We start from the raw sequence: 20,774 nt of genomic DNA, 5'->3' as shown, positions 1-20,774 counted from the left end.
AGACCGGGTCCGAAGCCCGCACGGGGATCGGCAGGTGGATCGTTCGGCATCTCTCTCGGACGGATCGCGTTCGACGCCTCACTCTGCAACACCGTGCGCCCGCACTCGGCGATCGGAGGACGGACACCCGTCGAGGCCCACGAGGGCCCCGGCATGAAGGCGGCGGCATGATCAACAGGCAAGCTTAGCGCCGCCGAGAAACTGTCCGGGAAATAGGGACCACCTCACTGTTCTTTGAGCCATGTCACGGCTTGTCCAGGCGGCGGAGCCGCGTCGTGACGCTTGCGTCTCCGCTGGGCAGATTTCGTCTGGGCATTTTGAGGTGAATTTTGCACGCGCGATAAAGGAGGTTCGTTCGCTGGCTGCGCCAAGAGCCGGGATTGTGCTGGAACGAGAAAAGTTTTGGGAGAGCGCATGCCCGGAGAGCGTCGCTGTCACCGGTGTGCCGGAGCGCTGACTTGCCGACATGCAGGTGATGAGCCGTGTGAAACGTTCAGGCCCGAAGAGATGCCCGGACGGTTGCAACTGGTTGCCGATGGGGCTGGCAGATTTGTCGGCTTTTCCCGAAGAGCGGCTCCGGTAAGGAGGCCGGAGACAACCTGTAAAGACGACCGGAATTCGAGCTTAGGCGACGAGACCCGGGAGCCGAGCTGTCCTGCGGTGGTCCAAAGTTAGAGAGCCGGACTCGTGTGGGACGAGGACTGCCAGGCCGGTTAGGGTCAAGCCGACCAACGAGGGCTTGGCGCAGGCATAACTGCCTGCCCGGCAGACGATGACGGCTGGACCGTATCGGCTGGGTCCTCTTGCGCTCATCTTGGCCGGTCGTGCAATCGGTTCGTCGTGCGTTCGGTTTGGCTGTGGCGCATGTGGTCTCCGTTCCGTCCCGATGCGGGAAAGCGCTAGCCGTTTCTCTCCGCGGTTCGCCAGCCCACCTGATTGAGCGCGCAGCCAGCGGACCTGATTTGCCTTGCTGGAGTGTGGGCCGTGTTCGCTTGCCAGTGTCTTGCTTCATCTCCTTTCGTCTTCTGCCTTCCCGTTGCCGGGGCAGGGAGAGCAATGTCCAGGGCCTAGGGTAGGGGGCCTTCGTCTCCGGCAAGTGGGGGAAAATGTGGGCGGAGCAGGAAGTGCGCAAACGCGGGCGCGCGCCGACTGTTTGCAGAAATTAGATCGAATGCGCGTTGCCTTGGCTGCAGATTGCCGAACAAGTCCAATCTAGGAACCGCAGGGATACCGCCATCCGGCATCACCAGCGCGCCGAGCTTGCGCAATTTGTTAATTATCGGACATATAAGAACCGGTCATCCGGCGGCGGTAAAGCGGCCAAAATCAGCAAACAACCGCAGTGGATTGGCGTATGGCCCAGTGACGCAATGCCCAGAAAAATGGCCATCGGGACTGGGACAGTCTGCAAGTCAATAGAAAGATGCGCGCAGCCGGGGGCCCGGCCGAACCGGCAGGCACAGATGCACGCCATGCCCCGGCGGTTCGTCCGGTGCGGCACCCCGGCCATAGGTCAACCGGCCATGGAATGCCGGTTCGCGGGGCGGGGCAGGCCGAGATGATCGCGCAGCGTCGTGCCGCTGTAGTCCTCCCGGAACAGGCCGCGGGCCTGCAGGACTGGGACGACGCGGTCCACGAAATCGGCAAGGGTCGAGGGCAGAACCGGGAAGGTGAGCATGAAGCCGTCGCAGGCCCCGCGCTCCAGCCATTCCTGCATGACGTCGGCGATCTCCGCGGGCGAGCCGAACAGCGTCACTTTGGAGCGGGTGTATTGCTGGCAGATCTGCCGCAAGGTCAGGCTGCGCCGGATCATCCCGGCGATCTCGTCGAAATAGGCGCGGTGGTGGCGGGCCTCCGAAGGGATGCGGTCCTCGGGGACCGGCTCGTCCAGAGGCAGGTCGGACAGATCGGCCTCGATGTCCTGACGGATGCGCATCAGCCCGACATCGGGATGGATCAGCGACTGCCAACGGTCGAACCGCGCCCTGGCCTCCGCTGCGCTGTCGCCGACGACAATGGTCGCGCCTGCCAGCACCTTCAGGTGGTCGGGGTCGCGCCCGTAGGCCGGCATGCGCCCCTTGAGGTCGCCGTAGAACGCGATGGCGGCGTCGATTTCCGTGGCGACGCCGAAGACCGCCTCGGCGGTGCGGGCGGCCATCTCCTTTCCGGCCTCGGAGGCGCCCGCCTGGAGGATCACCGGATGGCCCTGCGGTGGGCGGGCGATGTTTAGCGCGCCATGGATGCGGAAGAACTCGCCGTCATGGTCGAGCGCGTGTTGCGCCCCGGGGCGGAAATTCAGGCCGCCCTCCTTGTCATAGACGAAGGCATCGTCCTCCCAGCTGTCCCAGAGCGCTGTGACGACGCCGTGGAACTCGGCCGCCTTGGCATAGCGCCGGTCATGCGGGGGCAGGCGGTCCGCGCCGAAATTGCGCGCGGCATAGTCATTGGCCGAGGTGACCACGTTCCAGCCCGCGCGGCCGCCTGATATATGGTCGAGCGAAGCGAAGAGCCGGGCGAGGTTGTAGGGTTCGTAGAAGCTGGTCGAGGCTGTCGCGGCCAGGCCGAGCTTCTCGGTGGCGCCGGCCAGCGCGGTCAGCAGCGTGATCGGCTCCAGCTGGTTCATGTACATCGGCGAGCGCGCCCAGATCTCAAGATCCGAGGTGCGCGCGGCGGGCGTGTCGGCGAGGAACAGGAAGTCGAACTTCCCCGTCTCGCAGAGCTGCGCGATCCGCTTGAAATGCGTGATGTCGGTGGGGGCGCCCGGAACGGCCTCTTCGGTGCGCCAGGAGGCGGGGTGGAGCCCGTAGGCATCGATCAGGGTGCCGATGGCAAGCTGTTTGCGGGTCATGTGTCGGTCCTTGTCGGGAGGGGGCAGGTCAGGCGGCGGCGCCGCAGGCACGCTTGGCCAGCGCGTCGAGCATCCGGTCGCAGGCATCGAGCTGGGACAGGTCTATGAACTCGTCCGGGCGGTGGGCCTGGGCGATGTGGCCGGGACCGCAGACCAGGGCGGGCGCGCCTAGGCCCTCGGCATAGAGTCCGGCCTCGGTGCCGTAGCTGAGCCGGCAGGTCCCGGTCGCAGCGGGCAGGCACTCCCGCAGTAGGGCAACGGCGGGCAGGTCCTCCGGCATCGACAGCCCGGGATAGCGGCCGGTTTCCTGGACCGTGATCCGCTCGCCGGGGAACCGTCCGGAGAAGGGGCGGGCCGCCTCGGCCGCGACGGCGCGGATGCGTGCGGCCAGCATGGCGATATCCTCGGCGCCGACCGGGCGGGCCTCCATCAGGATCTCGGCTGTCTCCGGGACCATGTTGACGATGGTGCCGCCGGTCATGCGGCCGGCATGCAGCGTCGTGTAGGGCACCGAATAGCCTGCTTCCTGCGGACCGGTCGCGGCAAGCTCGTCCTGCAGCCGCCGGAGCCCGGCGAGGAAATCGCCCGCCAGATGCAGCGCGTTCAGCGCCAGAGGTGCCTCGGAGGAATGGCGGGGCTCTCCGCGGCAGGTCACCGTCAGGCTCATCTTGCCCTTGTGGCCCAGCCCGATCTGCATCGAGGTCGCCTCGCCGACCAGCACCAGATCGGGGCGCAGGCCGCGCGCGGCCATGCCCGCGATCATCGAGGGCACGCCGCGGCAGCCGGTCTCTTCGTCATGGGACAGGGCCAGCCATAGCGGGCGTTCCAGCCGGTCCGGCTCCAGCCGTTCGGCCAGGGACAGCGCGCAGGCGACGAAACCCTTCATGTCGGTGGTGCCGCGGCCATGGATGCGGCTGCCGCGGCGGGTCGCGGCGAAGGGCGCGACCGACCAGTCCTGTCCTTCGGCCGGCACGACATCGAGATGTCCCGACAGCACCAGCCCGTCGCGGCGGTCCGGGCCGAGCCGCGCCAGCAGGTTGGCCTTGGTGCCGGTCGCGTCGGGGAACAGGGTGCACTCGGCTCCGGCGGCTTCCAGCCGCGCGCAGAGGCCGGCTATGAGCGCAAGGTTCGGGGCAGGGCTGAGCGTGGGTTCTGCCACCAGCCGCTCGAGCCAGGCCAGCGTGCCGGTCATGTCCGCTCCGGCGAAGCCGCCGGAAGGGAAGGGGGAAAGGTGGTGAATATGCTCATGGTTCGGTCATTCCGCATGCGGTCCGCTGCTTCGGAGAGGCTGCCTGCGGGCCGGGTCTTGACAGCTCCCCGCAGCAATGCATGCTGTATACAGAAAATCAAGGGGCGGTACGGCAGGGGGCGGATGAGCGCATGGAGATAGCGGGCGGAGGCATGAAGCCGGCCCAGAGGGGCATATCGCTGGCCGAGCAGATCTACCGCAACTTGCGCAGCGCCATCATCGGCGGGCAGATCGCCGCCGGCACGCGGCTGCGCGAGGTGGAGCTGGCCGAGATGCTGGGCGCGAGCCGCACGCCGCTGCGCGAGGCGCTGTCGCGCCTGGCCGGCGACGGACTGCTGACGCCGCTGTCGAAGGGCGGCGTCGAAGTGGCGGATGTCGAAAGCGAGCGCGACGACATCCATGCGATCCGCGTGGGGCTCGAATGCGTGGCGATCCGCCTTGCGGCCCTGCGCGCGACCAAAGAGGAGCTGGCGCAGCTTTTCGGGCTGGTCGAGGAGCGCGAGGCGATGGAGATCGCCGATGCCGAGGGCCGCTCGGCCAACAACGCGCGCTTCCATGACCTGATCCGCGAGATGTCGCGCAATCCGCGGCTGGTCGCGATGGTCGCGCAGTACCAGGAATTCTTCCTCGACGCGGACCGGCTGTCCCGGCTCGACGAGGAGGCCAGCCGCCGCGCCGGGCGCGAGCACCGCGGGATTGCCGAGGCCATCGCGGCCCGCGATCCCGACCGGGCCGAGACGGCGCTGCGCCAGCATATCGAACGGGCCTACGAGAGCCTGAAGGCAAGCCGCTAGGCCGCCGCCGCTCTCTCCGCCCGCCAAGCCGGATCCGGATGTGCCGGGTCCGGACGCTTACCGAGTGCCCGCTTGCCGGGCCAGAGCGGAGGACTGCCATGACGCGGCGCCCCAAGATGCATCTGGTCGCCTATCTGCGCACCAATTCCACCGCCAGCTATGCCGGGGGCTGGCGCCATCCGGCCGCGCCGCTGGACGACGTCTGGTCTCCGGAACGTTACCAGTCGCTGGCGCGGCTGCTGGAGGGCGCCTGCTTCGATGCCGGCTTCTTCGCCGACAACCTCGCGCTGCCCGATCTCTACAAGGGGCGGATCGACGACTACATCGGCCGGGGCGGGCAGGCCAGCCTGCTCGATCCGATGATCGCCCTGCCGATCATGGCGGCGGCCACCTCGCGGCTGGGGCTGGGCGCCACCCTGTCGACCACCTTCAACGAGCCCTATCACCTGGCGCGCAGCCTCGGCTCTCTGGACCTTGTCTCGGGCGGGCGCGCGGCCTGGAACATCGTCTCCTCGACCATGGATTGCGAGGCGCGGAACTTCGGGCTGCCGGCGATGCCGGACAAGGAGACCCGCTACGACCGGGCAGATGACGTGCTGGAGGCCTGCACCAAGCTCTGGGACAGCTGGGACGCCGAGGCTCTGGTGATGGACCGCGATCGCGGCGTCTTCGCCGACACGTCTCGGATCCGGGCGGTTAACCATGACGGCCCCTTCGTCCGGGTCCGGGGGCCGCTCGGCATCCCGCGCAGCCCGCAGGGCCATCCGGTGCTGATGCAGGCCGGGTCCTCGCCGCGCGGCCGCGTCTTCGCCGCGCGTTGGGCCGAACTGGTCTTCGCCTCGCCCGCAACCAAGGAGGCGGGGGCGGAGTTCCGCGCAGACCTGCACGAGCGGATGGGAGCGCATGGCCGCGCGCCGGGGGACTGCAAGGTGCTGGTGTCGATGTCGCTGGTGCTGGGCGAAACCGAGGCGATCGCCCGCGACCGGGCCGCCTATCTCGACAGCCTCGTCGATCCGGAGCTGGTGCTGGCCTCGAACTCCTCGCTGATGGGGATCGATCTGGACCGCAAGCTGCGCGAGGAAGCCGCCGCGCCGGAACTGGTGGGCAGCCAGGGGGTGCAGGGCACGCTCGACCGCATGTCCCAGACCGTCGCCGCCAGCGGCCGCAGCTTCGCCGAGACGGTGCGCCGCCCGCGCGACCTGTTCACCGGCACGGCCGCCGGGATCGCCGATGTGATGGAGGACTGGCTGGTTTCGGGGGCCTGCGACGGCTTCGTGCTGCCGCCGACCGTCTATCCGGGCACGTTCGAGGATGTCGCGCGGCTCCTCGTTCCTGAACTTCAGAAACGCGGTCTGTTCCGGCGCGGCTATGCCGGGCGGACGCTGCGCGAAAACCTGCGCGATCCGGGCTGAGACCCGGCCGCATTCCGGCAAGGAGACACATCATGGAAGACATGGACACCGGCGCGGACACGGTCCTGAAGGACCCGCCGCCGCCAGAGTACAGCTGCGACACGGAGTGGAAGGCGCGGGTCGACCTGGCCGCCTGCTACCGGCTGCTGGCGCATTTCGGCATGGCGGACACGGTCTATGGCCATGCGACGGTGCGGGTTCCCGGCAGCCCGGACGAGTACCTGATCAACCCGTTCGGCATGATGTTCGAGGAGGTCACGGCCTCGTCCCTGGTCAAGGTCGACCACACCGGCCTGCCGGTCGACGGGGTGACGGCGGTCAATGCCGCGGGCTTCGTGATCCATTCGGCGATCCACGCCGCTCGGCCCGATGTCGACTGCGTGATCCACACCCATACCCGGGCCGGGGTGGCGCTGAGCTGCCTCGCGGAGGGTCTGCTGCCGATCAACCAGTTCGCGCTCGAGTTCTCGGAACTGGTCCGCTACCACGATTACGAGGGCATCGCGCTCGACCTCGCGGAGCAGGAGCGGCTGGTGGCGGATCTGGGCAGCTCGCACACGCTGGTGCTGCGCAATCACGGCATGCTGACCGCCGGGCGCACGGTGCCGGGGGCGTTCTACCTGTTCTACTATCTGGAGCAGGCGGCCAAGGTGCAGATGGACGTGATGGCCTCGGGCGGCAAGATCGTCACGCCGCCGGTCGAGGTGCAGAAGCACACTGCCGGGCAGTATGCCTCGGCCTTCGACCCCGACAAGACCGGCCTGCGCGGCTGGCCCGCGATGCTGCGGCTGCTCGACCGGCACAATCCGGGCTACGACCAGTGACATCGGCGGGGCGTCCTCGGGGGCGCCCCGTTTCCGTTCAGGCGGCGGGCAGGCCGTGATAGCGGCGCGAGAAGTAGAGCAGCGCGTCGCGGTCGCGCGGTCCGTGGATCGCGTCGAGCTCGACGAAGAACACGTCATGGCTGCCGGAGGCCTGAACGGCCGCGATCCTGCCCTCGAGGCTCATCGCGGCCTCTTCCAGCAGCGGCGCGCCGGTGACGCCGGGGCGGTGGGCGGCATGGCCGAAACGCGCGCCATGCGCGATGCCGGCCTGTCCCGAGAACAGCTCGGCCAGATGCTGCGAGCCGGGGCAGAGCGTGTTGACGCAGAGCACGCCGTTCGCGTGCAGGGCGGCGTTCTGGCGGCTGGAGCGGTTCATGCACGCCAGAAGCGTCGGCGGCGCATCGGAGACCGAGCAGACCGCCGAGGCGGTGAAGCCGACCGGTCCCGCCGGTCCGTCGGAAGTGATGACATGGACGGCCGCCGCGATGCGGGACATCGCCTCGCGGAACAGCGTCTGGTCAACATCTGGGCGAATTCGCGCGGCATCGCACATGGGACAGCTCCTCGGCGGCGGGAAAACCGGCTGCCCCGGCAAAAGGGCTTGCCTTCTGTATACAGCATGCAGCAATCTGCGTGAGAGGTCAATGCTGGCCGCTTACCGCAACTGTCAAAGGGTATGTCATGGGGCTGATGACGCGCGCGCAATATATCGAAAGCCTGGATGACGGGCGGCAGGTCTGGGTCAGCGGCCGCAAGGTCGCCAAGGTGGCCGAGCATCCCGCCCTTGCGCCGATGACCGAGGCGGTGGCGCAGATCTACGACATGCAGGCAAACCCGGACTTCGAAGACCTGCTGACCTACCAGCGGCCCGACGGCATCCGTGGCTCGCGCTTCTACAAGATCCCCGAAACGCCCGAGGATCTGATGCAGCGGCGCAAGATGACCTCGGCGATCCTCGGCCATGTCTCGCCGACTATGGACCGGTTCGGCGACGAGACGGTCACCCCGCTCTTCGTCATGGTCGACCGCAAGGACATCTGCGACAGCTTCGATCCGCGCTATGCCGCCAATGCCGCGCGCTGGCTGGACCGCCTGCAGCGCGAGAACCTGTTCATGACCTCGGGCAATACCGATCCCAAGGGCGACCGCTCGCTCCAGCCGCATGAGCAGCCCGATCCGGATATGTACCTGCGCGTGGTCGAGGAGCGTGCCGGCGGCATCGTCATCTCGGGGGCGAAATTCGAGACCGGCGCGCCCTATGCCCATGTCGCGCTGGTCAAGCCGACGGTCGGCAACTGGATCGACGCCAATGCCGATTTCGCCGTTGCCGCCATCGTGCCGCTGAACGCGCCGGGCGTGCGCATGCATTGCCGGATGCCGTTGACCGCGGGCGGCGCGGCCGCGGCCAGCGGCTACGACCATCCGCTCTCGGGCCGGTTCGACGAGCTCGACACGCTGATGGTCTTCGACCATGTCTTCGTGCCCTGGGAGGACGTCCTGTTCTGCCGCCAGCCGAAGATGGCGGCGATGATGCGGTCGGAATTCTCCCGCTGGGCGGCGCAGGGCTATCTGGTGCGCTGCCTGTCGAAGGCCGAGCTGCTGGTCGGCGCGGCGCTGCTGGTGGCGCAGCATTCCGGCACCGACAAGATCCCGCCGGTGCGTTCCAAGATCGCCCAGCTGATGATGCACAAGCAGGCGATCGAGGCCTTCGTCATCGGCTCGGAGGCTGCCTGCAAGCCGTCGCCGGGCGGCTTCACCATGCCGGACCAGGCGATCCAGAACGCCGGACGCATCTTCTGCTCGCAGAGCTACCACCACATGGTGCAGCTGCTGCGCGAGATTGTCGGCGGCCAGCCGGTGATGCTGCCCGACGAGGCGATGCTGGACGGGCCGGAGACCCGCGCCGACATCGAGAAGTTCTTCGCTGGCGGGGGCTTTGCTGCGCGCGAGCGGATCCAGGCGATGCATCTCGCGCGAGAGCTGACCGGTTCCGCCTATGCCGGGCGGACCCAGGCCTACCAGCTGTTCGCCGAGACGCCGGTCTTTGCGCAGGAAGCGGCGCTTTACGCCACCTATGACCGCGACGACGCGTTGCGGATGGCGATGAAATGGGCCGGGATCGGCGACGCCGAGGAGACCGCCGGCGCATCTGTGCCCGCGCCGGTCGCGGCAATGGCGGGGCGGTGAGCATGGCGGATCAGAGCTATCTGGAGGCCGCGCGCACGGACGGCCCGGCGGAGGCTTTCGCGCCCGGCCTCGCGGACCGGATCGCCGCGCTGGAGCCGCGCGCGCGGGACCTGCTGCGGACGCTGGTCGGCATGCCTTCGGGCAGCTACGAGGCGGCCGATGTCGATGCCCTGGGTGACCGGCTGGCCACCGAATGGCAGGCGCTTGGCTTTGCCGACGCGCCGCTGCCGGTGCCGGGGCGCGGCTGCATCCGCCGGCTGTCGCGGCAGTTTCCCGGGGAGCGGGGGGGCCGCATCCTGATCCTCGGGCATCTCGACACGGTCTGGTCGGCTGCTGACAGCGCCGGGTGGGACTATGCCGAGGATGGCGCCGGCATGGCCTCGGGGCCGGGGGTCGGCGACATGAAGGGCGGGCTCGCGATGGCCTGGCTTGCGGTGGCCGGGCTGCTGGAGAACGGGACGGGCCTGCCGTCGGAGATCGCCGTCATGCTGGTTCCGGACGAGGAGCTGGGCTCGCCCGGATCGCGGGCCGAGATCGAGGCCGAGGCCGCGCGGAGCCGCGCGGTTCTGGTTCTGGAACCCTCCCGCCCTGGCGGCGAGGTGGTGATGGGACGCGGCGCGGTCGGCGCCATGGTGGTCACGGCGCGGGGCCGCACCGCCCATGTCGGCGTCAACCCGGAGGAGGGAATCTCGGCGCTGGTGCCGATGGCGGCGCTCGCCGTTGAGGTGAGCGCGCTCGACGGCGCGTCGGTCGGCGTTCTGCGCTCGGGCGCGGCGCGGCAGGTTGTGCCGGAAACGGCCGAGATGCATGTCGATCTGCGCGCGCCCGGCCAGGAGGCGGCCGACGCTCTGGCCGCAGCGGTCAAGGCGCTGGTTGCGGCGGCTGCAGACGCCAATCCGCAGGTCCGCTTCGACGTTGCGGGCGGGGTCACCCGGCCGGCCTTTCCGCCGCAGATGGGGCAGGGGCTCTTCGGCCTCTATTCCGCCGAGGCCCGTGCGCTGGGGCTGGAGATCGGCGCGGTGGTCACCCGCGGCGGTTCGGACGGCAGCTTCGGCGCGGCACTCGGCGTGCCGACCCTGGACGGGCTGGGCCCGGTCTGTTTCGACACCTGCTCGCGGCGGGAACGGATCGTGATCGCCTCCCTGGCGGAACGTGCCACGCTCTTAGCGGCGCTGATCGCGCAGCTTGCCTCCGCGCCGGACATGGCGCTGGCCTGAACCGGACGGGCGCCGCTCAGAACGGCGCCAGCGCGCGCTTCTCGTAGGCGCGGACATCCGGGGCGTAGAGCGCCCAGAGCCGCTCCAGTGCCACGATCGGATCGGCGTCATGGTCGATCCGCAGATCCGCCAGCGGGAAGCTCTGCGCGTCGGCGATCTTCAGCGCGGCGGAGCTCACCTGCTTCACTTCGCCCCCGGCGGCATCCCCCGCCCGCAGCGCCGCCAGCAGCCGCCCAGCCAGAGGAACGGGACCGTCTGCCGGTGCAGCGGCGAAGGCCGCGACCATGGCATCGGCCACCGCCTCGCTTGCCAGGATGTTGCCGATCGCCACGCAGCCCGGCCCGGTGGCGCAGGACACGGCCCCTGCCACCTGCGTGCCCGTGGCATGGGCTGCCCGCCCGTCCGGCGACAGTGCCGCGAGCTGGCGGACCTCGGCATAGGGCCGCTGCATCAGTTCGCCGAGCGCGGCGTCGGGGGCAAGCCCGCCGACCATCAGCCCCAGCGCGTCGCGGCCCAGCCGCGGATCGGTCCAGTACTGGCTGAGCGCCGCGCCGTACCCCGCCTCGACGAACAGGCAGCGCGCGCCGACCGCGGGGCTCGACGTGGTGATCGCCCCTCCGATCATGCCGGTATCGGGGCAGAGGCCGATGATGGAATAGGTCATGTCCGAAGCTCCGGAGTCACTTGCCGCCGATCACCTTCTCGAACCCGGCGAAGCGCTGCAGCAGGAAGACGAGCACCACGCTCTGCAGGATCAGGATCGCGGCCATGGCCGAGACCGTCGGGTCGTTGAAGTCGCGGATGTAGGAATAGGCCTGCACCGACAGGACGTTGGTTTTCATGTCGGTCAGGAACACCACGGTGGAGAAGTTGTCGATCGCCTCAACGAAGACGAAGATGCCGCCCGCCAGCATGCCCGAGCGCAGCTGGGGCAGGGTCACGGTCAGGAAGGTCTGGAAGCGCGAGGCGCCGAGGTTCCGCGCGGCCTCTTCGAGCGCGAGGTCGAGCCCCTCCAGCGTGGCCACCAGCGCGCGGATGGCAAAGGGCAGGGTGATGACGACGAGCGCGAAGGCGATCTTCCAGAATCCGGAATAGAGCCCGGTCCAGGCGAAGAAGTTGAGGAACGCCACGCCGATCACCACGCCGGGCACGGCCAGGGGCGAGAGCGCCAGCGCGCTGAGCAGTCCGCGCCCGGGAAAGCGGCGTCGCACGATCGCCAGCGAGCAGGGCACCGCGATGGCCAGCGTCAGCGGCGTGACCAGCGCGGTCACCAGCAGGCTGTTGACCAGCGCGTCGCGGAACTGCCGGTTCTCGAAGAAGTTGCCGAACCATTTCAGCGTCAGCGCCTCGGGCGGGAACTGGACCCGTGCCGAGGGACTGAGCGCCGAATAGAGGATCACCAGAGTCGGCACGACGAGGAAGACCAGCACCAGCGCGGCGGCGAAGGCCAGGAGCGGAGAATATGGGCGGGAGGTCACCGGCGCGTCCCCCCGAAGCGGCGCGACAGCGATCCGCGGATGAGGTTCAGCGCGAGGATCGGCAGGAGCGCGAAGACCAGGAAGATCATCGCCATGGCGGAGGCGGCGGGCATGTCGAAGCTGCTCTGGATCTTGTCGTAGATGAGGTTGGCGAACATCTGCACCCGGCCGCCGCCCAGGAGCAGCGGGAAGAGGAAGGAGCTGATCGCCAGCGTGAAGGCCAGCAGCGAGGCGCTGACGAGGCCGGGAACGCTGAGCGGCAGGGTCACGTCCCGGAAGGCGGCCCAGCGGCTGGCGCCGTGGCTGCGCGCGGCCTCTTCGAGCGAGGCGGGAATGTTGCGGATCGCGCCCAGCAGCGTCAACACGAAGAAGGGCAGCACGAAATGCACGATCGACAGCACCACGCCGGTGCGGTTGTTGACCATGCGGACCGTCGGCAGGCCGAGTTCGCGCAGCAGCCCGTTGACGGGACCGTTGCTGCCCAGAACCAGCATCCAGGCATAGGCGCGGGTGATGCCACCCGACAGGAAGGTGACGATGAGCACGAAGAAGATCGCGTTGCGCAGGACTTTCGACGGCGAGCGCGCCATCAGGTAGGCCAGCGGATATCCCAGGATCACCGCCGCGCCGGTGATCTGCAGGGACATGACCAGTGTGTCCCAGAGCGCCTTGCGCGCCAGCGGCGACGCGAAGGTGTCGGCATAGTTGCCCAGCGAACGGGGGCCCTCGAACATGGCGGTGCCGGGGATCTGGTGCAGCAGGCTGGTATCGGCGAAGCGCAGCAGTGCCGCGAAGAACAGCCCCAGCACGACCAGAAGCGGCCAGATCAGCCACAGGACCGGGACCGGTTTCATGCCGCCGCCTCCAGCACGGTGATGCCGCCCGGGACCAGCGCGACCTGCTGGCCGACCGGACGGGTGGGCAGGCCGGGGGCGCGGGCCTCGGAAACCTTCACCACCTGGCCGTCGGCCAGGCTGACCTCGTAGAGCACGCGTCCGCCCAGGTTGGTGCGGTAGCCGATGGTGCCGCCGATCCCGCCGCTGCCGGGACGGGCCAGCGTCACCGCCTCGGCGCGCAGCGCGATCTGGCAGGTGCCGGTCTGGCCGGGCAGCGCTCCGGCCGGGGGCCGCTCCAGCGCGATTGCCGATCCCGCAATGCGCAGCGCGCCGTCGGACAGCGATGCATCGAGGATGTTCTCGACCCCCATGAACTCCGCGACGAAGCGCGTGCGCGGATGGTCGTAGAGCTCGGCGGGCGGCGAAAGCTGCTCGATCCGACCGTCATGGACGACGGCGATGCGGTCGGCGAGGATCATCGCCTCCTGCTGGTCATGGGTGACGATCACCGTGGCGAGGCCGAGGCTTTCCTGCAGCTTCCGCAGCTCGATCTGCATGGCCTCGCGCAGGTTCTGGTCGAGCGCGCCGAAGGGTTCGTCGAGGAGCAGCAGGTCGGGCCGGGTGGCGATGGCGCGCGCCAGCGCAGTGCGCTGCTGCTGGCCGCCGGAGAGCTCGGACGGATAGCGGCGGGCGAACTGGTCGAGCCGCACCAGCTTCAGCGCGTCCCAGACGCGGGTTTCGCGCTCGCCGCGGGCAATGCGGCGGATCTTCAGCCCGTAGCCCACGTTCTCGGCGACGGTCATGTGCGGGAACAGCGCATAGGACTGGAACACCATCGCGGCATTTCGCTTCTCGGGCGCCAGCCGGGTGATGTCGCGGCCGTTCAGCGTTATCGTGCCGCTGTCGGGCTCGGCAAAGCCCGCGATCATCCGCAGGATCGTCGTCTTGCCGCAGCCCGAGGGGCCGAGCAGTGCCAGGATGCCGCCTTCGGCAAGGTCGAGCGAGACGCCCTTGACCGCCAGCGTGTCGCCGAAGGACTTCTTCAGGCCGGAAATGCGCAGGGCGGTCGCCCGCTCCTGCGCGTCGATGTCGGGGACGTGCTGCATGGCCAATTTGGCGCTGGCCTTACTGCGAGACCGTCATCTGGAATTTCTCGTTCCAGCTGTCGTATTCGGCGTTCACCTTGTCCTCGTCATAGGTGCGGGTGTCCTCGGGCTTGGCATATTGCGGCGCCAGCTCAGGCGGGACGGAGGCCTTGGTGTTGACCGGCATGTTCTGGTTGCCGGTGGCGATGATCTGCTGGGCCTCGGGGCTGGTCGCGAAATCGATGAATTTCGCCGCCAGGTCCTCCTGGCCGTTCCGCACGATGGTCATGACGTCATAGGTCATCGGCGCGGGAGCGGGGGAGACCATCTTCACCTCGACGCCCTCGTTGCGCACGGTCTTGGCGCCCGAGGGCGGCGAGACGAGCACGCTGATCTCGCCATTGGCCAGCGCCTGGCGGGCCTGGGCGTCGGAGCTGTACCAGAAGGCGACGTTGGGCTCGAGCTCCTTCAGCTTCTCGATGCCCGGCTCCACATTGTCGATCGAGCCCCCGGCCAGCTCGGCCGCGACCAGGACGATGCGGCCCTGGTAGGTGGCCGGGGTCGGCACCGCGATGGAATTCTCGAATTCCGGCTTCCAGAGATCCTCCCAGGAGGTGATGTCGCCGTCGACCATGTCGGGACGCCAGACGATGCCCAGCGGATAGGCGTAGGCGCCGACCCAGCCGGCATTGTAGGAGCCGTCGACCATGTCGTCCTTGTAGGTCAGCTCGTCGACCGGGATCTGCGCGAACAGCCCGGTATCCTTGACCGCGCGGTTGGCGACCGAGGAGGTGGTGAACCAGACATCGACGCCCGGCGCGGCGCGGTTCGCCTGCAGCTTGGCCAGCGACTCGCCGCTGTTCGACTGCGGCATCAGCTGGACGCGTATGCCGGTTTCCTCGGTGAAGTTTGCGGCGATCTTCTCGAAGGCGGTCTGCCAGGTGGTGCCCCAGATCATGATGGTGATGCTCTGGTCCTGGGCGAGGGCGGGCAGGCCGGACAGGCCGAGAGCGGCAGTCGCGGCGAGCAGGGTGCGGCGGGTGACGGGGACGGGCATGGCGCAACTCCGGGGGCTAGAATACTGCATACAGAGCACAGAGCGCAGCGGTCCTTGTCAACGAATGCTCTACCGAAGGATGCAGCGAGGCAGAAAAATTCAGCAGCGATGCAGGATTTGGTCAATCTTTCACCGGTTCCGGCACCGCATTCCGGGCCTGAACTCTGCGCTCCGCCCAATGGCCGGGCCGCGCCCGCCATGCCGGATGCCTGCACCACCTGCGGCAGGCCCGCGCGATCCGATCAGGCACGCCTGCATTGCGATGAGGGGGCCATGGCGGCGGAGCAGGGCGCAAGAGCCGGCATCCGGCGCGGCGGACCGGCCGTCCCGTCAGACCCGGGCTGCGCCGATCAGGCCGAGCAGCGTGTCCGGCGTGCCGAAGCCGCCGGATTTCGTTGCGATCCGCAGCCCCGGGACGCCATCGGCCAGCCGTGCGGACGGGATGCCGGGCGCAAGTTCGCCCTCCAGCCTCAGCAGCCCGGCACCGAGCTGCTCCAGCAGCGCATCCGCCGTCTCGCCGCCGCAGGCCAGCAGGCTCGCGGGCAGGGCGGCCGCCACCAGGCGGGCGAGTTCCGCGGCGAAGCGCGCCGAGACCGTGGCCGGTGCCTCGTCGCAGCTGCCCGGCGTCAGCCGCACAATGCGGCAGGCTCCGGGCGGCAGGGAAGGCACCGCGCCGTTCGGGGCGGCATGGATCCGCGCCGGTTCCAACGCGTCGAGCTGGGCCAGCGTCACCGGATCGCGCGATCCGATCGCCATCAGCAGCGGCTGCTCCAGCGGCGCGGCGGGGCGCGGCCGGGTGCCGGGAAGCAGCCGCCGCGCCAGGGCCTCGGCCAGGCCGGAGGCGCCGGCAAAGACATGCCCGGCCAGATCGCGGGGCAGCGCGGCGTCGAGATCGGCCTCGCTGGCGATGTCGGGAATGGCGGCGGGACGGCCGAGCCGCGGCGCCACCGGGACCGGCTCGGGCACTGCAGCCCCCTGCAAGGCGCCGCCGGCCACGAAACGGCCGAGCCGCGGCAGGGCGGGGCACGCGAAGACCGGCCGTGGATCGCCGCCGAGCAGGCCGTCCAGCTCGGCGGCGATGTTGCCCTTCAGCCGGCTGTCGACCTTCTTGAACAAGATCGCGTCCCCGGCCGGCAGAAGCGCGCGCAGCCGCTCATGGAGCGCCCTTGCCTCCGCCGCGGGTACCTCCCGCGTGCCGGTGGAGACCGCGAGCAGCTCCGGACCGGCGGCCAGGGCGGCCGGAACGGCCGCGAGGCCGCGCGCCACGAGGGTCTCCATGCCGCGCGCGGCGAAGGCAACGGCGCTGTCGAGCGCGCCGGTCAGGTCGTCAGCGACCAGGATCAGCCGGGGCATGGCGCTCAGTAGGCCGCTTCGTAGAGGCCGCGGATGTCGCCTTCCGACAGGTCTACCGGGTTCCAGTCGAGCAGGCGGCGGATGGCATGCGCCTCCCCGGCCATCGGCCCCAGATCGGACTCCGCCACGCCATGGGCGCGCAGCGACATCTCGATGCCGAGCCCGCGGCAGAAGTCGAGCGCACCCTCCCGCACGGCTTCCGCGCTGCCCGCCGCGAAGCCGAGCGCCGTGCCGACGGCTGCCGTCTTCTCGCTTTCGGCAGGCGCATTCACGGCCAGCGTGTGCGGGAAGATCAAGGCGTTCGCCAGCCCGTGGGCCATCTTGTAGCGCGTGCCGAGCGGATAGGAGACGGCATGCCCCGCCGTGGTGTTCACCGGCCCGAGGCAGACCCCGCCATAGAGCGCCGCCAGCGCCATGCCGGCCCGGGCCTCGGCATCGCTGCCGTCTTCGACTGCGCGGGCAAGGTACTTGCCGACCAGCGCGATCCCCTGCAGCGCATAGGCGTCGATCACCGGATGGGCGCGTTTCGAGGTCAGCGCCTCGACGCAATGCGCCATCGCGTCGACCCCGGTCGCGGCGGTGATGTGCGGCGGCACGGTATGGGTCAGGACCGGATCGACGATGGCGATGTCGGCCAGCATGTGGCGGCTTTCGGTGGCGATCTTGGCGAGGCTTCCGGGATCGGTGACCAGGGCGCGCGTTCCGACTTCGGAGCCGGTGCCGGCGGTGGTCGGCACCTGGGCGAGTGCGACCTGCCGCGGCGGCGCGCGGTTCGGTCCGGAAATTTCGGCGAGGCTGACATTGCGGCCCGCCATCACCGCGACCAGCTTCGCGAGATCCATCGCCGATCCGCCGCCGAATCCGATCACCAGGTCGGCCCCGGCCTCGGTGGCGGCGGCAACGGCGGCCATCAGGTTGGGCACGGACGGTTCGGGTTCCACCGTGCCGAAGCAGGCGGGCTCGCCGAGGCCAAGCAGGCCGAGCCGCGCGGCATTGACCGGATCCGCGACGACGAAGGGGCGGCGGCAGCCCTGCGACTCGGCCCAGGCGGCAAGCCCCCCGAGGGTGCCGTCGCCGAACCGGAGCACCGGCGGACGCTGCATTTCGATGGGGTCTGTCAGGGTGAGCATGGCGGTCCTCCCGGGAATGTCGCGGCTTGCGCTGTTTTGTCCGTAGGGTAGGGCTGCCGCCGGAAAGTTGTCAACTCGTCAAATTACGAGTCGCGGAAAATTTGTGCTCCACAGGGGGAATTGCACGACGGAATGACCTGAATACCACTGTAATAACTATATAAAACTCGATATAGCCGGGCGCGATGCGGGCCAAAAACTGGTGGTTGACAGGTTTGCAACTATTGCGGATGCTGGGGTCGAACGGAGCGGGAGGAACGCATGACCGAGAAAGAGGCCTTCGTCGCGGTGGTGACGTGCTTTCACGAGGATGAAAGCGTCAACTATGCGGCGACCCGCGCGCAGGTGCGCCGCCAGGTCGAGGCGGGCAACAACATCATGTGCGCCGGGACCAACGGCGATTTCACCGCGCTGACCTATGACGAGAAGGTCCGGCTGACCGCCGAGGTGGTCGACGAGGCCGCCGGCCGCGCCAAGGTCTTCGTCAATGCCGGCATGCCCGCGACCTACGAGACCGCGATGCTGGCGCGCGATTTCGCGCGGATCGGCGTCGACGGGATCGCGGTGATCACGCCCTTCTTCATCGATTGCACGCAGGACGGGCTCTACCGCCATTTCTGCTCGGTCGCCGATGCGGTCGACCGGCCGGTCTATCTCTATGACATTCCGGCGCGGACCCAGAACCATGTGGAGCCGGACACCGCCCGCCGCCTCGCTGGCCATGGCAACATCAAGGGCATCAAGGACTCGGGCGGCGCGCAGGAGACGCTGGAGGCCTATCTTCAGGTTTCGCGCGAGGCGGAGGATTTCGGCGTCTGGTCGGGGCCCGACCATCTGGTGCTCTGGGCGCTGGAAAACGGCGCGGCGGGCTGCATTTCCGGCCTCGGCAACGTGATGCCGCATGTGCTGGCGCAGATTGCCGGATGCTTCAACCGCGGCGACATGGCCGGCGCGAAAGCCGCGCAGGAGATCTATGGATCGTTCCGGCGCGATCTCTACGGGCTCGGCTATCCGCCCGCGCTGGTCAAGCGCGCGCTCTGGCTGATGGACCCGTCGGTCGGCGCCTCGCGCCAGCCGGCGCTGCTGCCCGATCCCGCCCAGGACCGCGCCATCGAGGCGGTTCTGGGGAAATACGACCTGATGGCGGAGGCCTGAACCGATGACCCAATGTCCGATCGTGATCACCATGGGCGATCCCTCCGGCGTCGGCGCCGAGGTGACGGTCAAGGCGATGGCCGACCTGCACCCGTCCCAGCGCGCCGGATATGCGGTGATCGGCGACCGGGCCACGCTGGAGCGGGCCCTCGCCTCGACCGGCGCCGCGCTCGGCCTGCATGAGCATGGCGCCGCCGCTGCGCCGGGATCGCTCGGCGTGATCGACGTGCCGGTCGAGGGCCTGCCGGGGGAATTCGGCGTGCTCAGCCCGGCCTGCGGCGAGGCCTCCTTCCGTTACATCAGGCGCGCGGTCGAGCTGACGACGGCGGGCGCGGCGGCGATGATCGTGACCGCGCCGATCAACAAGGCGGCGCTGAACGCAGCCGGGCACCATCATGACGGCCATACCGGGATGCTGGCGCATCTGACGGGACAGAAATCTTCCTGGATGCTGCTGGCCTCGCCGACGCTGAACGTGCTGCATGTTTCCACCCATGTCAGCCTGCGCGACGCGATCGAGCGGGCTACGACCGAGCGGGTGCTGGAGACGATACGCATGGGCTACCGGCATTTCCGCCGCATGGGCGTGGCAAGTCCTAGGATCGCTGTGGCCGGCATCAACCCGCATTGCGGCGAGAACGGGCTCTTCGGGACCGAGGACGACACCCGCATCGCGCCCGCGGTGGCGCAGGCCCGCGCCGAAGGGATCGACGTGACCGGACCCGTGCCGGCCGACACGGTCTATTACCGCGCGCACACGGGCGCCTTCGACCTGGTGATTGCGCAGTATCACGACCAGGGGCACATCCCGATCAAGCTGATCGCCTTCGACACCGCGGTGAATGTCTCGCTCGGCCTGCCGATCGACCGCTGCTCGGTGGATCACGGCACCGCCTTCGACATCGCTGGCACAGGCCGGGCGAACCACGTCAACATGCTCGCCGCGCTCGGCTATGCCGGAAAGCTGGTTGCAGCCAGGGCCGCCGAACCGGCATGACAGGGAGACCGGGGCAGGAGGAGCTCCGGAATCCGGGGGGAGGAAAATGAATGACGCAAGCGCAGGCGCGGGCGGGTCTCCTGATCATGGTCGCGGTCACCATCGGCGGTGCGGCGGATTCCGTGATCGTGCGGCTTCTGGCCGGGGATATCCCGGCAATGCAGATCGGCTTCACCCGCGCGCTGTTCGGCGTGCTGGCGCTGGCGCCGCTCCTGGCGGCCCGGCCGGGGCTGCTCAGGACCCAGGCGCGCTGGAGCCATGTGCTGCGCGCGGGCCTCAAGCTGATGTCGCTGGTGCTGCTCTTCGCGGCGCTGCAGCGGGCGCCGCTGGCCACGGTCACGGCGATCGGCTTCGCTTCGCCGCTCTTCGTGGCGCTCGGGGCCTGGGCGCTGCTCAGCGAGGCGCCGGATTCGCTGCGCGGCGCGGGGCTGGTGCTGGGCTTTGCCGGGATCGTGGTGATCCTCGGTCCGGCGCTCGGCGAGGCGCAGGGCCTCGCGCTGATGCTGGCGCTTGGATCGGCGGTGCTCACCGCCTCGATCCAGCTGATGCTGAAGGTCATGGGCCGCGCCGACGGGGCGCTGACGCTGGTGGCCTGGAACCTGATCGTCTCGGTGCCGCTGGCGCTGCTGCCGGCGGCCGCCGTGTGGGTCTGGCCGACGCCGGAGCAATGGGCGCTCCTGGCGGCGCAGGGGGCGATCGGAACGGCCTGCCAGCTGGGGGTCACCCGCGCGCTGCAGCTCGCCGATGCCTCGCTGGTAGCGCCGGTCGATTTCCTGCGGCTGCCCTTCGTCGCGCTCGCGGCCTGGGTGGTCTTCGCGGAGATGCCGCCGCTGGCCACCTTCATCGGCGGGGCGATGGTCTTCGCCGCGGTCATGGTCCTGTCGCTGGCCGCGCGGCCGCGCCGGGGCCTGCCCAGCCGCGGCTGATCCGGAGCCGCTCCGGAACCAACAGCGGGGCCTAGAGCCCCGGAGGAACGGACCGTTTCCGGCCGCCAAGACGCCGAAGGCGCATGCGGGCAGGGACGGGACAGGCGCGCCCGGCAGGCGCCAAGCTGAACCGCTGCCGGCATTTTGGGAGGAAAACTTATGACATTCCGTGGTGTCCTGCTTTGCGGGGCTGCTGTTTCGTGCCTTGGGCTTCCGGTCCTGGCGG

18 protein-coding genes are annotated in these 20,774 nt (G+C 69.2%); 8 read left to right on the top strand and 10 right to left on the bottom strand.

The features are described 5' to 3' along the window. Positions 1-1,513: 1,513 nt before the first annotated feature. Together HCC78_RS27885 and argE are read right to left on the bottom strand one after the other, a co-directional pair. On the bottom strand, positions 1,514-2,848 hold the full coding sequence (locus HCC78_RS27885) for an LLM class flavin-dependent oxidoreductase (RefSeq protein ID WP_172332029.1): 1,335 nt from the start codon (positions 2,846-2,848) through the stop codon (positions 1,514-1,516). Between the two features lie 28 nt (positions 2,849-2,876). Further along, the gene (argE, locus tag HCC78_RS27880; protein ID WP_172332028.1) at positions 2,877-4,040 is read right to left on the bottom strand and encodes an acetylornithine deacetylase; all 1,164 of its coding nucleotides are present in this window, start codon (positions 4,038-4,040) and stop codon (positions 2,877-2,879) included. Positions 4,041-4,249: 209 nt separating this feature from the next. On the opposite strand from argE, the gene HCC78_RS27875 reads away from it, so the two are divergent. From HCC78_RS27875 to HCC78_RS27865, 3 genes are all read left to right on the top strand, one after another. Continuing rightward, entirely contained in the window at positions 4,250-4,891 is a 642-nt protein-coding gene (locus tag HCC78_RS27875; protein WP_172332027.1) for a GntR family transcriptional regulator, read from the top strand. A 98-nt stretch (positions 4,892-4,989) separates the two neighbouring features. Further along, complete coding sequence (locus tag HCC78_RS27870) at positions 4,990-6,303, top strand: NtaA/DmoA family FMN-dependent monooxygenase (RefSeq protein WP_172332026.1); 1,314 nt, start codon at positions 4,990-4,992, stop codon at positions 6,301-6,303. Positions 6,304-6,335: 32 nt separating this feature from the next. Further along, entirely contained in the window at positions 6,336-7,127 is a 792-nt protein-coding gene (locus HCC78_RS27865) for a class II aldolase/adducin family protein (protein ID WP_253949397.1), read from the top strand. Positions 7,128-7,164: 37 nt separating this feature from the next. Here the strand turns inward: HCC78_RS27865 and HCC78_RS27860 are convergent, their stop codons facing one another. Next, positions 7,165-7,680, bottom strand: a complete 516-nt coding sequence (locus HCC78_RS27860; protein WP_172332025.1) for a flavin reductase — start codon at positions 7,678-7,680, stop codon at positions 7,165-7,167. Between the two features lie 128 nt (positions 7,681-7,808). Between HCC78_RS27860 and HCC78_RS27855 the strand changes: the two genes are divergently transcribed. Together HCC78_RS27855 and HCC78_RS27850 are read left to right on the top strand one after the other, a co-directional pair. Then, positions 7,809-9,314 carry a 4-hydroxyphenylacetate 3-hydroxylase family protein gene (locus tag HCC78_RS27855; protein ID WP_172332024.1) on the top strand — a complete coding sequence of 502 codons (1,506 nt, stop codon included), beginning with the start codon at positions 7,809-7,811 and terminating at the stop codon, positions 9,312-9,314. 2 nt (positions 9,315-9,316) lie between these two features. Continuing rightward, a complete protein-coding gene (locus tag HCC78_RS27850; RefSeq protein WP_172332023.1) occupies positions 9,317-10,531 on the top strand; it encodes a M20/M25/M40 family metallo-hydrolase in 1,215 nt (404 codons plus the stop codon). A gap of 16 nt (positions 10,532-10,547) precedes the next feature. On the opposite strand, the gene HCC78_RS27845 is transcribed toward HCC78_RS27850, so the two are convergent. The 7 genes from HCC78_RS27845 to HCC78_RS27815 all read right to left on the bottom strand — a co-directional run bounded on the left by HCC78_RS27845 (position 10,548) and on the right by HCC78_RS27815 (position 17,470). Next, entirely contained in the window at positions 10,548-11,195 is a 648-nt protein-coding gene (locus tag HCC78_RS27845) for a DUF1028 domain-containing protein (protein ID WP_172332022.1), read from the bottom strand. 16 nt (positions 11,196-11,211) lie between these two features. Continuing rightward, positions 11,212-12,009 (bottom strand): ABC transporter permease, encoded by a 798-nt coding sequence (locus HCC78_RS34085; RefSeq protein WP_172332021.1) that lies wholly within the window; start codon positions 12,007-12,009, stop codon positions 11,212-11,214. Beyond that, the gene (locus HCC78_RS27835; protein ID WP_172332020.1) at positions 12,006-12,863 is read right to left on the bottom strand and encodes an ABC transporter permease; all 858 of its coding nucleotides are present in this window, start codon (positions 12,861-12,863) and stop codon (positions 12,006-12,008) included. Before HCC78_RS27835 ends, HCC78_RS34085 begins: the two co-directional genes overlap by 4 nt. Next, on the bottom strand, positions 12,860-13,951 hold the full coding sequence (locus HCC78_RS27830; RefSeq protein WP_172332019.1) for an ABC transporter ATP-binding protein: 1,092 nt from the start codon (positions 13,949-13,951) through the stop codon (positions 12,860-12,862). The genes HCC78_RS27835 and HCC78_RS27830 overlap by 4 nt, the downstream gene beginning before the upstream one ends. Positions 13,952-13,970: 19 nt before the next feature. Next, positions 13,971-14,987 (bottom strand): extracellular solute-binding protein, encoded by a 1,017-nt coding sequence (locus tag HCC78_RS27825; protein ID WP_172332018.1) that lies wholly within the window; start codon positions 14,985-14,987, stop codon positions 13,971-13,973. 330 nt (positions 14,988-15,317) lie between these two features. Further along, complete coding sequence (locus HCC78_RS27820) at positions 15,318-16,340, bottom strand: four-carbon acid sugar kinase family protein (RefSeq protein ID WP_172332017.1); 1,023 nt, start codon at positions 16,338-16,340, stop codon at positions 15,318-15,320. Positions 16,341-16,345: 5 nt separating this feature from the next. Next, positions 16,346-17,470 carry an iron-containing alcohol dehydrogenase gene (locus HCC78_RS27815; RefSeq protein ID WP_172332016.1) on the bottom strand — a complete coding sequence of 375 codons (1,125 nt, stop codon included), beginning with the start codon at positions 17,468-17,470 and terminating at the stop codon, positions 16,346-16,348. A gap of 261 nt (positions 17,471-17,731) precedes the next feature. On the opposite strand from HCC78_RS27815, the gene HCC78_RS27810 reads away from it, so the two are divergent. The 3 genes from HCC78_RS27810 to HCC78_RS27800 are packed head-to-tail and all read left to right on the top strand — an operon-like array spanning position 17,732 to position 20,548. Further along, positions 17,732-18,625, top strand: coding sequence for a dihydrodipicolinate synthase family protein (locus HCC78_RS27810; protein WP_172332015.1), 894 nt, complete (start codon positions 17,732-17,734; stop codon positions 18,623-18,625). Positions 18,626-18,629: 4 nt separating this feature from the next. Then, a complete protein-coding gene (pdxA, locus tag HCC78_RS27805; RefSeq protein ID WP_172332014.1) occupies positions 18,630-19,622 on the top strand; it encodes a 4-hydroxythreonine-4-phosphate dehydrogenase PdxA in 993 nt (330 codons plus the stop codon). Positions 19,623-19,672: 50 nt separating this feature from the next. Continuing rightward, a complete protein-coding gene (locus tag HCC78_RS27800; RefSeq protein WP_172332013.1) occupies positions 19,673-20,548 on the top strand; it encodes a DMT family transporter in 876 nt (291 codons plus the stop codon). The last annotated feature ends 226 nt before the right edge of the window (positions 20,549-20,774 follow it).

This window comes from Mangrovicoccus sp. HB161399 (assembly GCF_013184745.1).
Lineage (GTDB): Bacteria > Pseudomonadota > Alphaproteobacteria > Rhodobacterales > Rhodobacteraceae > Mangrovicoccus.
Note: the sequence above shows the minus strand (reverse complement) of the source record. Positions and strands in the feature narration are given on the sequence as shown.

Excerpts from the sequence above, each read along its gene's own strand:
- HCC78_RS27885 (WP_172332029.1), bottom strand. The coding sequence starts at position 2,848 with ATGACCCGCAAACAGCTTGCCATCGGCACCCTGATCGATGCCTACGGG.
- argE (WP_172332028.1), bottom strand. The coding sequence starts at position 4,040 with ATGACCGGCACGCTGGCCTGGCTCGAGCGGCTGGTGGCAGAACCCACG.
- HCC78_RS27875 (WP_172332027.1), top strand. The coding sequence starts at position 4,250 with ATGAAGCCGGCCCAGAGGGGCATATCGCTGGCCGAGCAGATCTACCGC.
- HCC78_RS27870 (WP_172332026.1), top strand. The coding sequence starts at position 4,990 with ATGACGCGGCGCCCCAAGATGCATCTGGTCGCCTATCTGCGCACCAAT.
- HCC78_RS27865 (WP_253949397.1), top strand. The coding sequence starts at position 6,336 with ATGGAAGACATGGACACCGGCGCGGACACGGTCCTGAAGGACCCGCCG.
- HCC78_RS27860 (WP_172332025.1), bottom strand. The coding sequence starts at position 7,680 with ATGTGCGATGCCGCGCGAATTCGCCCAGATGTTGACCAGACGCTGTTC.
- HCC78_RS27855 (WP_172332024.1), top strand. The coding sequence starts at position 7,809 with ATGGGGCTGATGACGCGCGCGCAATATATCGAAAGCCTGGATGACGGG.
- HCC78_RS27850 (WP_172332023.1), top strand. The coding sequence starts at position 9,317 with ATGGCGGATCAGAGCTATCTGGAGGCCGCGCGCACGGACGGCCCGGCG.
- HCC78_RS27845 (WP_172332022.1), bottom strand. The coding sequence starts at position 11,195 with ATGACCTATTCCATCATCGGCCTCTGCCCCGATACCGGCATGATCGGA.
- HCC78_RS27835 (WP_172332020.1), bottom strand. The coding sequence starts at position 12,863 with ATGAAACCGGTCCCGGTCCTGTGGCTGATCTGGCCGCTTCTGGTCGTG.
- HCC78_RS27830 (WP_172332019.1), bottom strand. The coding sequence starts at position 13,951 with ATGCAGCACGTCCCCGACATCGACGCGCAGGAGCGGGCGACCGCCCTG.
- HCC78_RS27825 (WP_172332018.1), bottom strand. The coding sequence starts at position 14,987 with ATGCCCGTCCCCGTCACCCGCCGCACCCTGCTCGCCGCGACTGCCGCT.
- HCC78_RS27820 (WP_172332017.1), bottom strand. The coding sequence starts at position 16,340 with ATGCCCCGGCTGATCCTGGTCGCTGACGACCTGACCGGCGCGCTCGAC.
- HCC78_RS27815 (WP_172332016.1), bottom strand. The coding sequence starts at position 17,470 with ATGCTCACCCTGACAGACCCCATCGAAATGCAGCGTCCGCCGGTGCTC.
- HCC78_RS27810 (WP_172332015.1), top strand. The coding sequence starts at position 17,732 with ATGACCGAGAAAGAGGCCTTCGTCGCGGTGGTGACGTGCTTTCACGAG.
- pdxA (WP_172332014.1), top strand. The coding sequence starts at position 18,630 with ATGACCCAATGTCCGATCGTGATCACCATGGGCGATCCCTCCGGCGTC.
- HCC78_RS27800 (WP_172332013.1), top strand. The coding sequence starts at position 19,673 with ATGACGCAAGCGCAGGCGCGGGCGGGTCTCCTGATCATGGTCGCGGTC.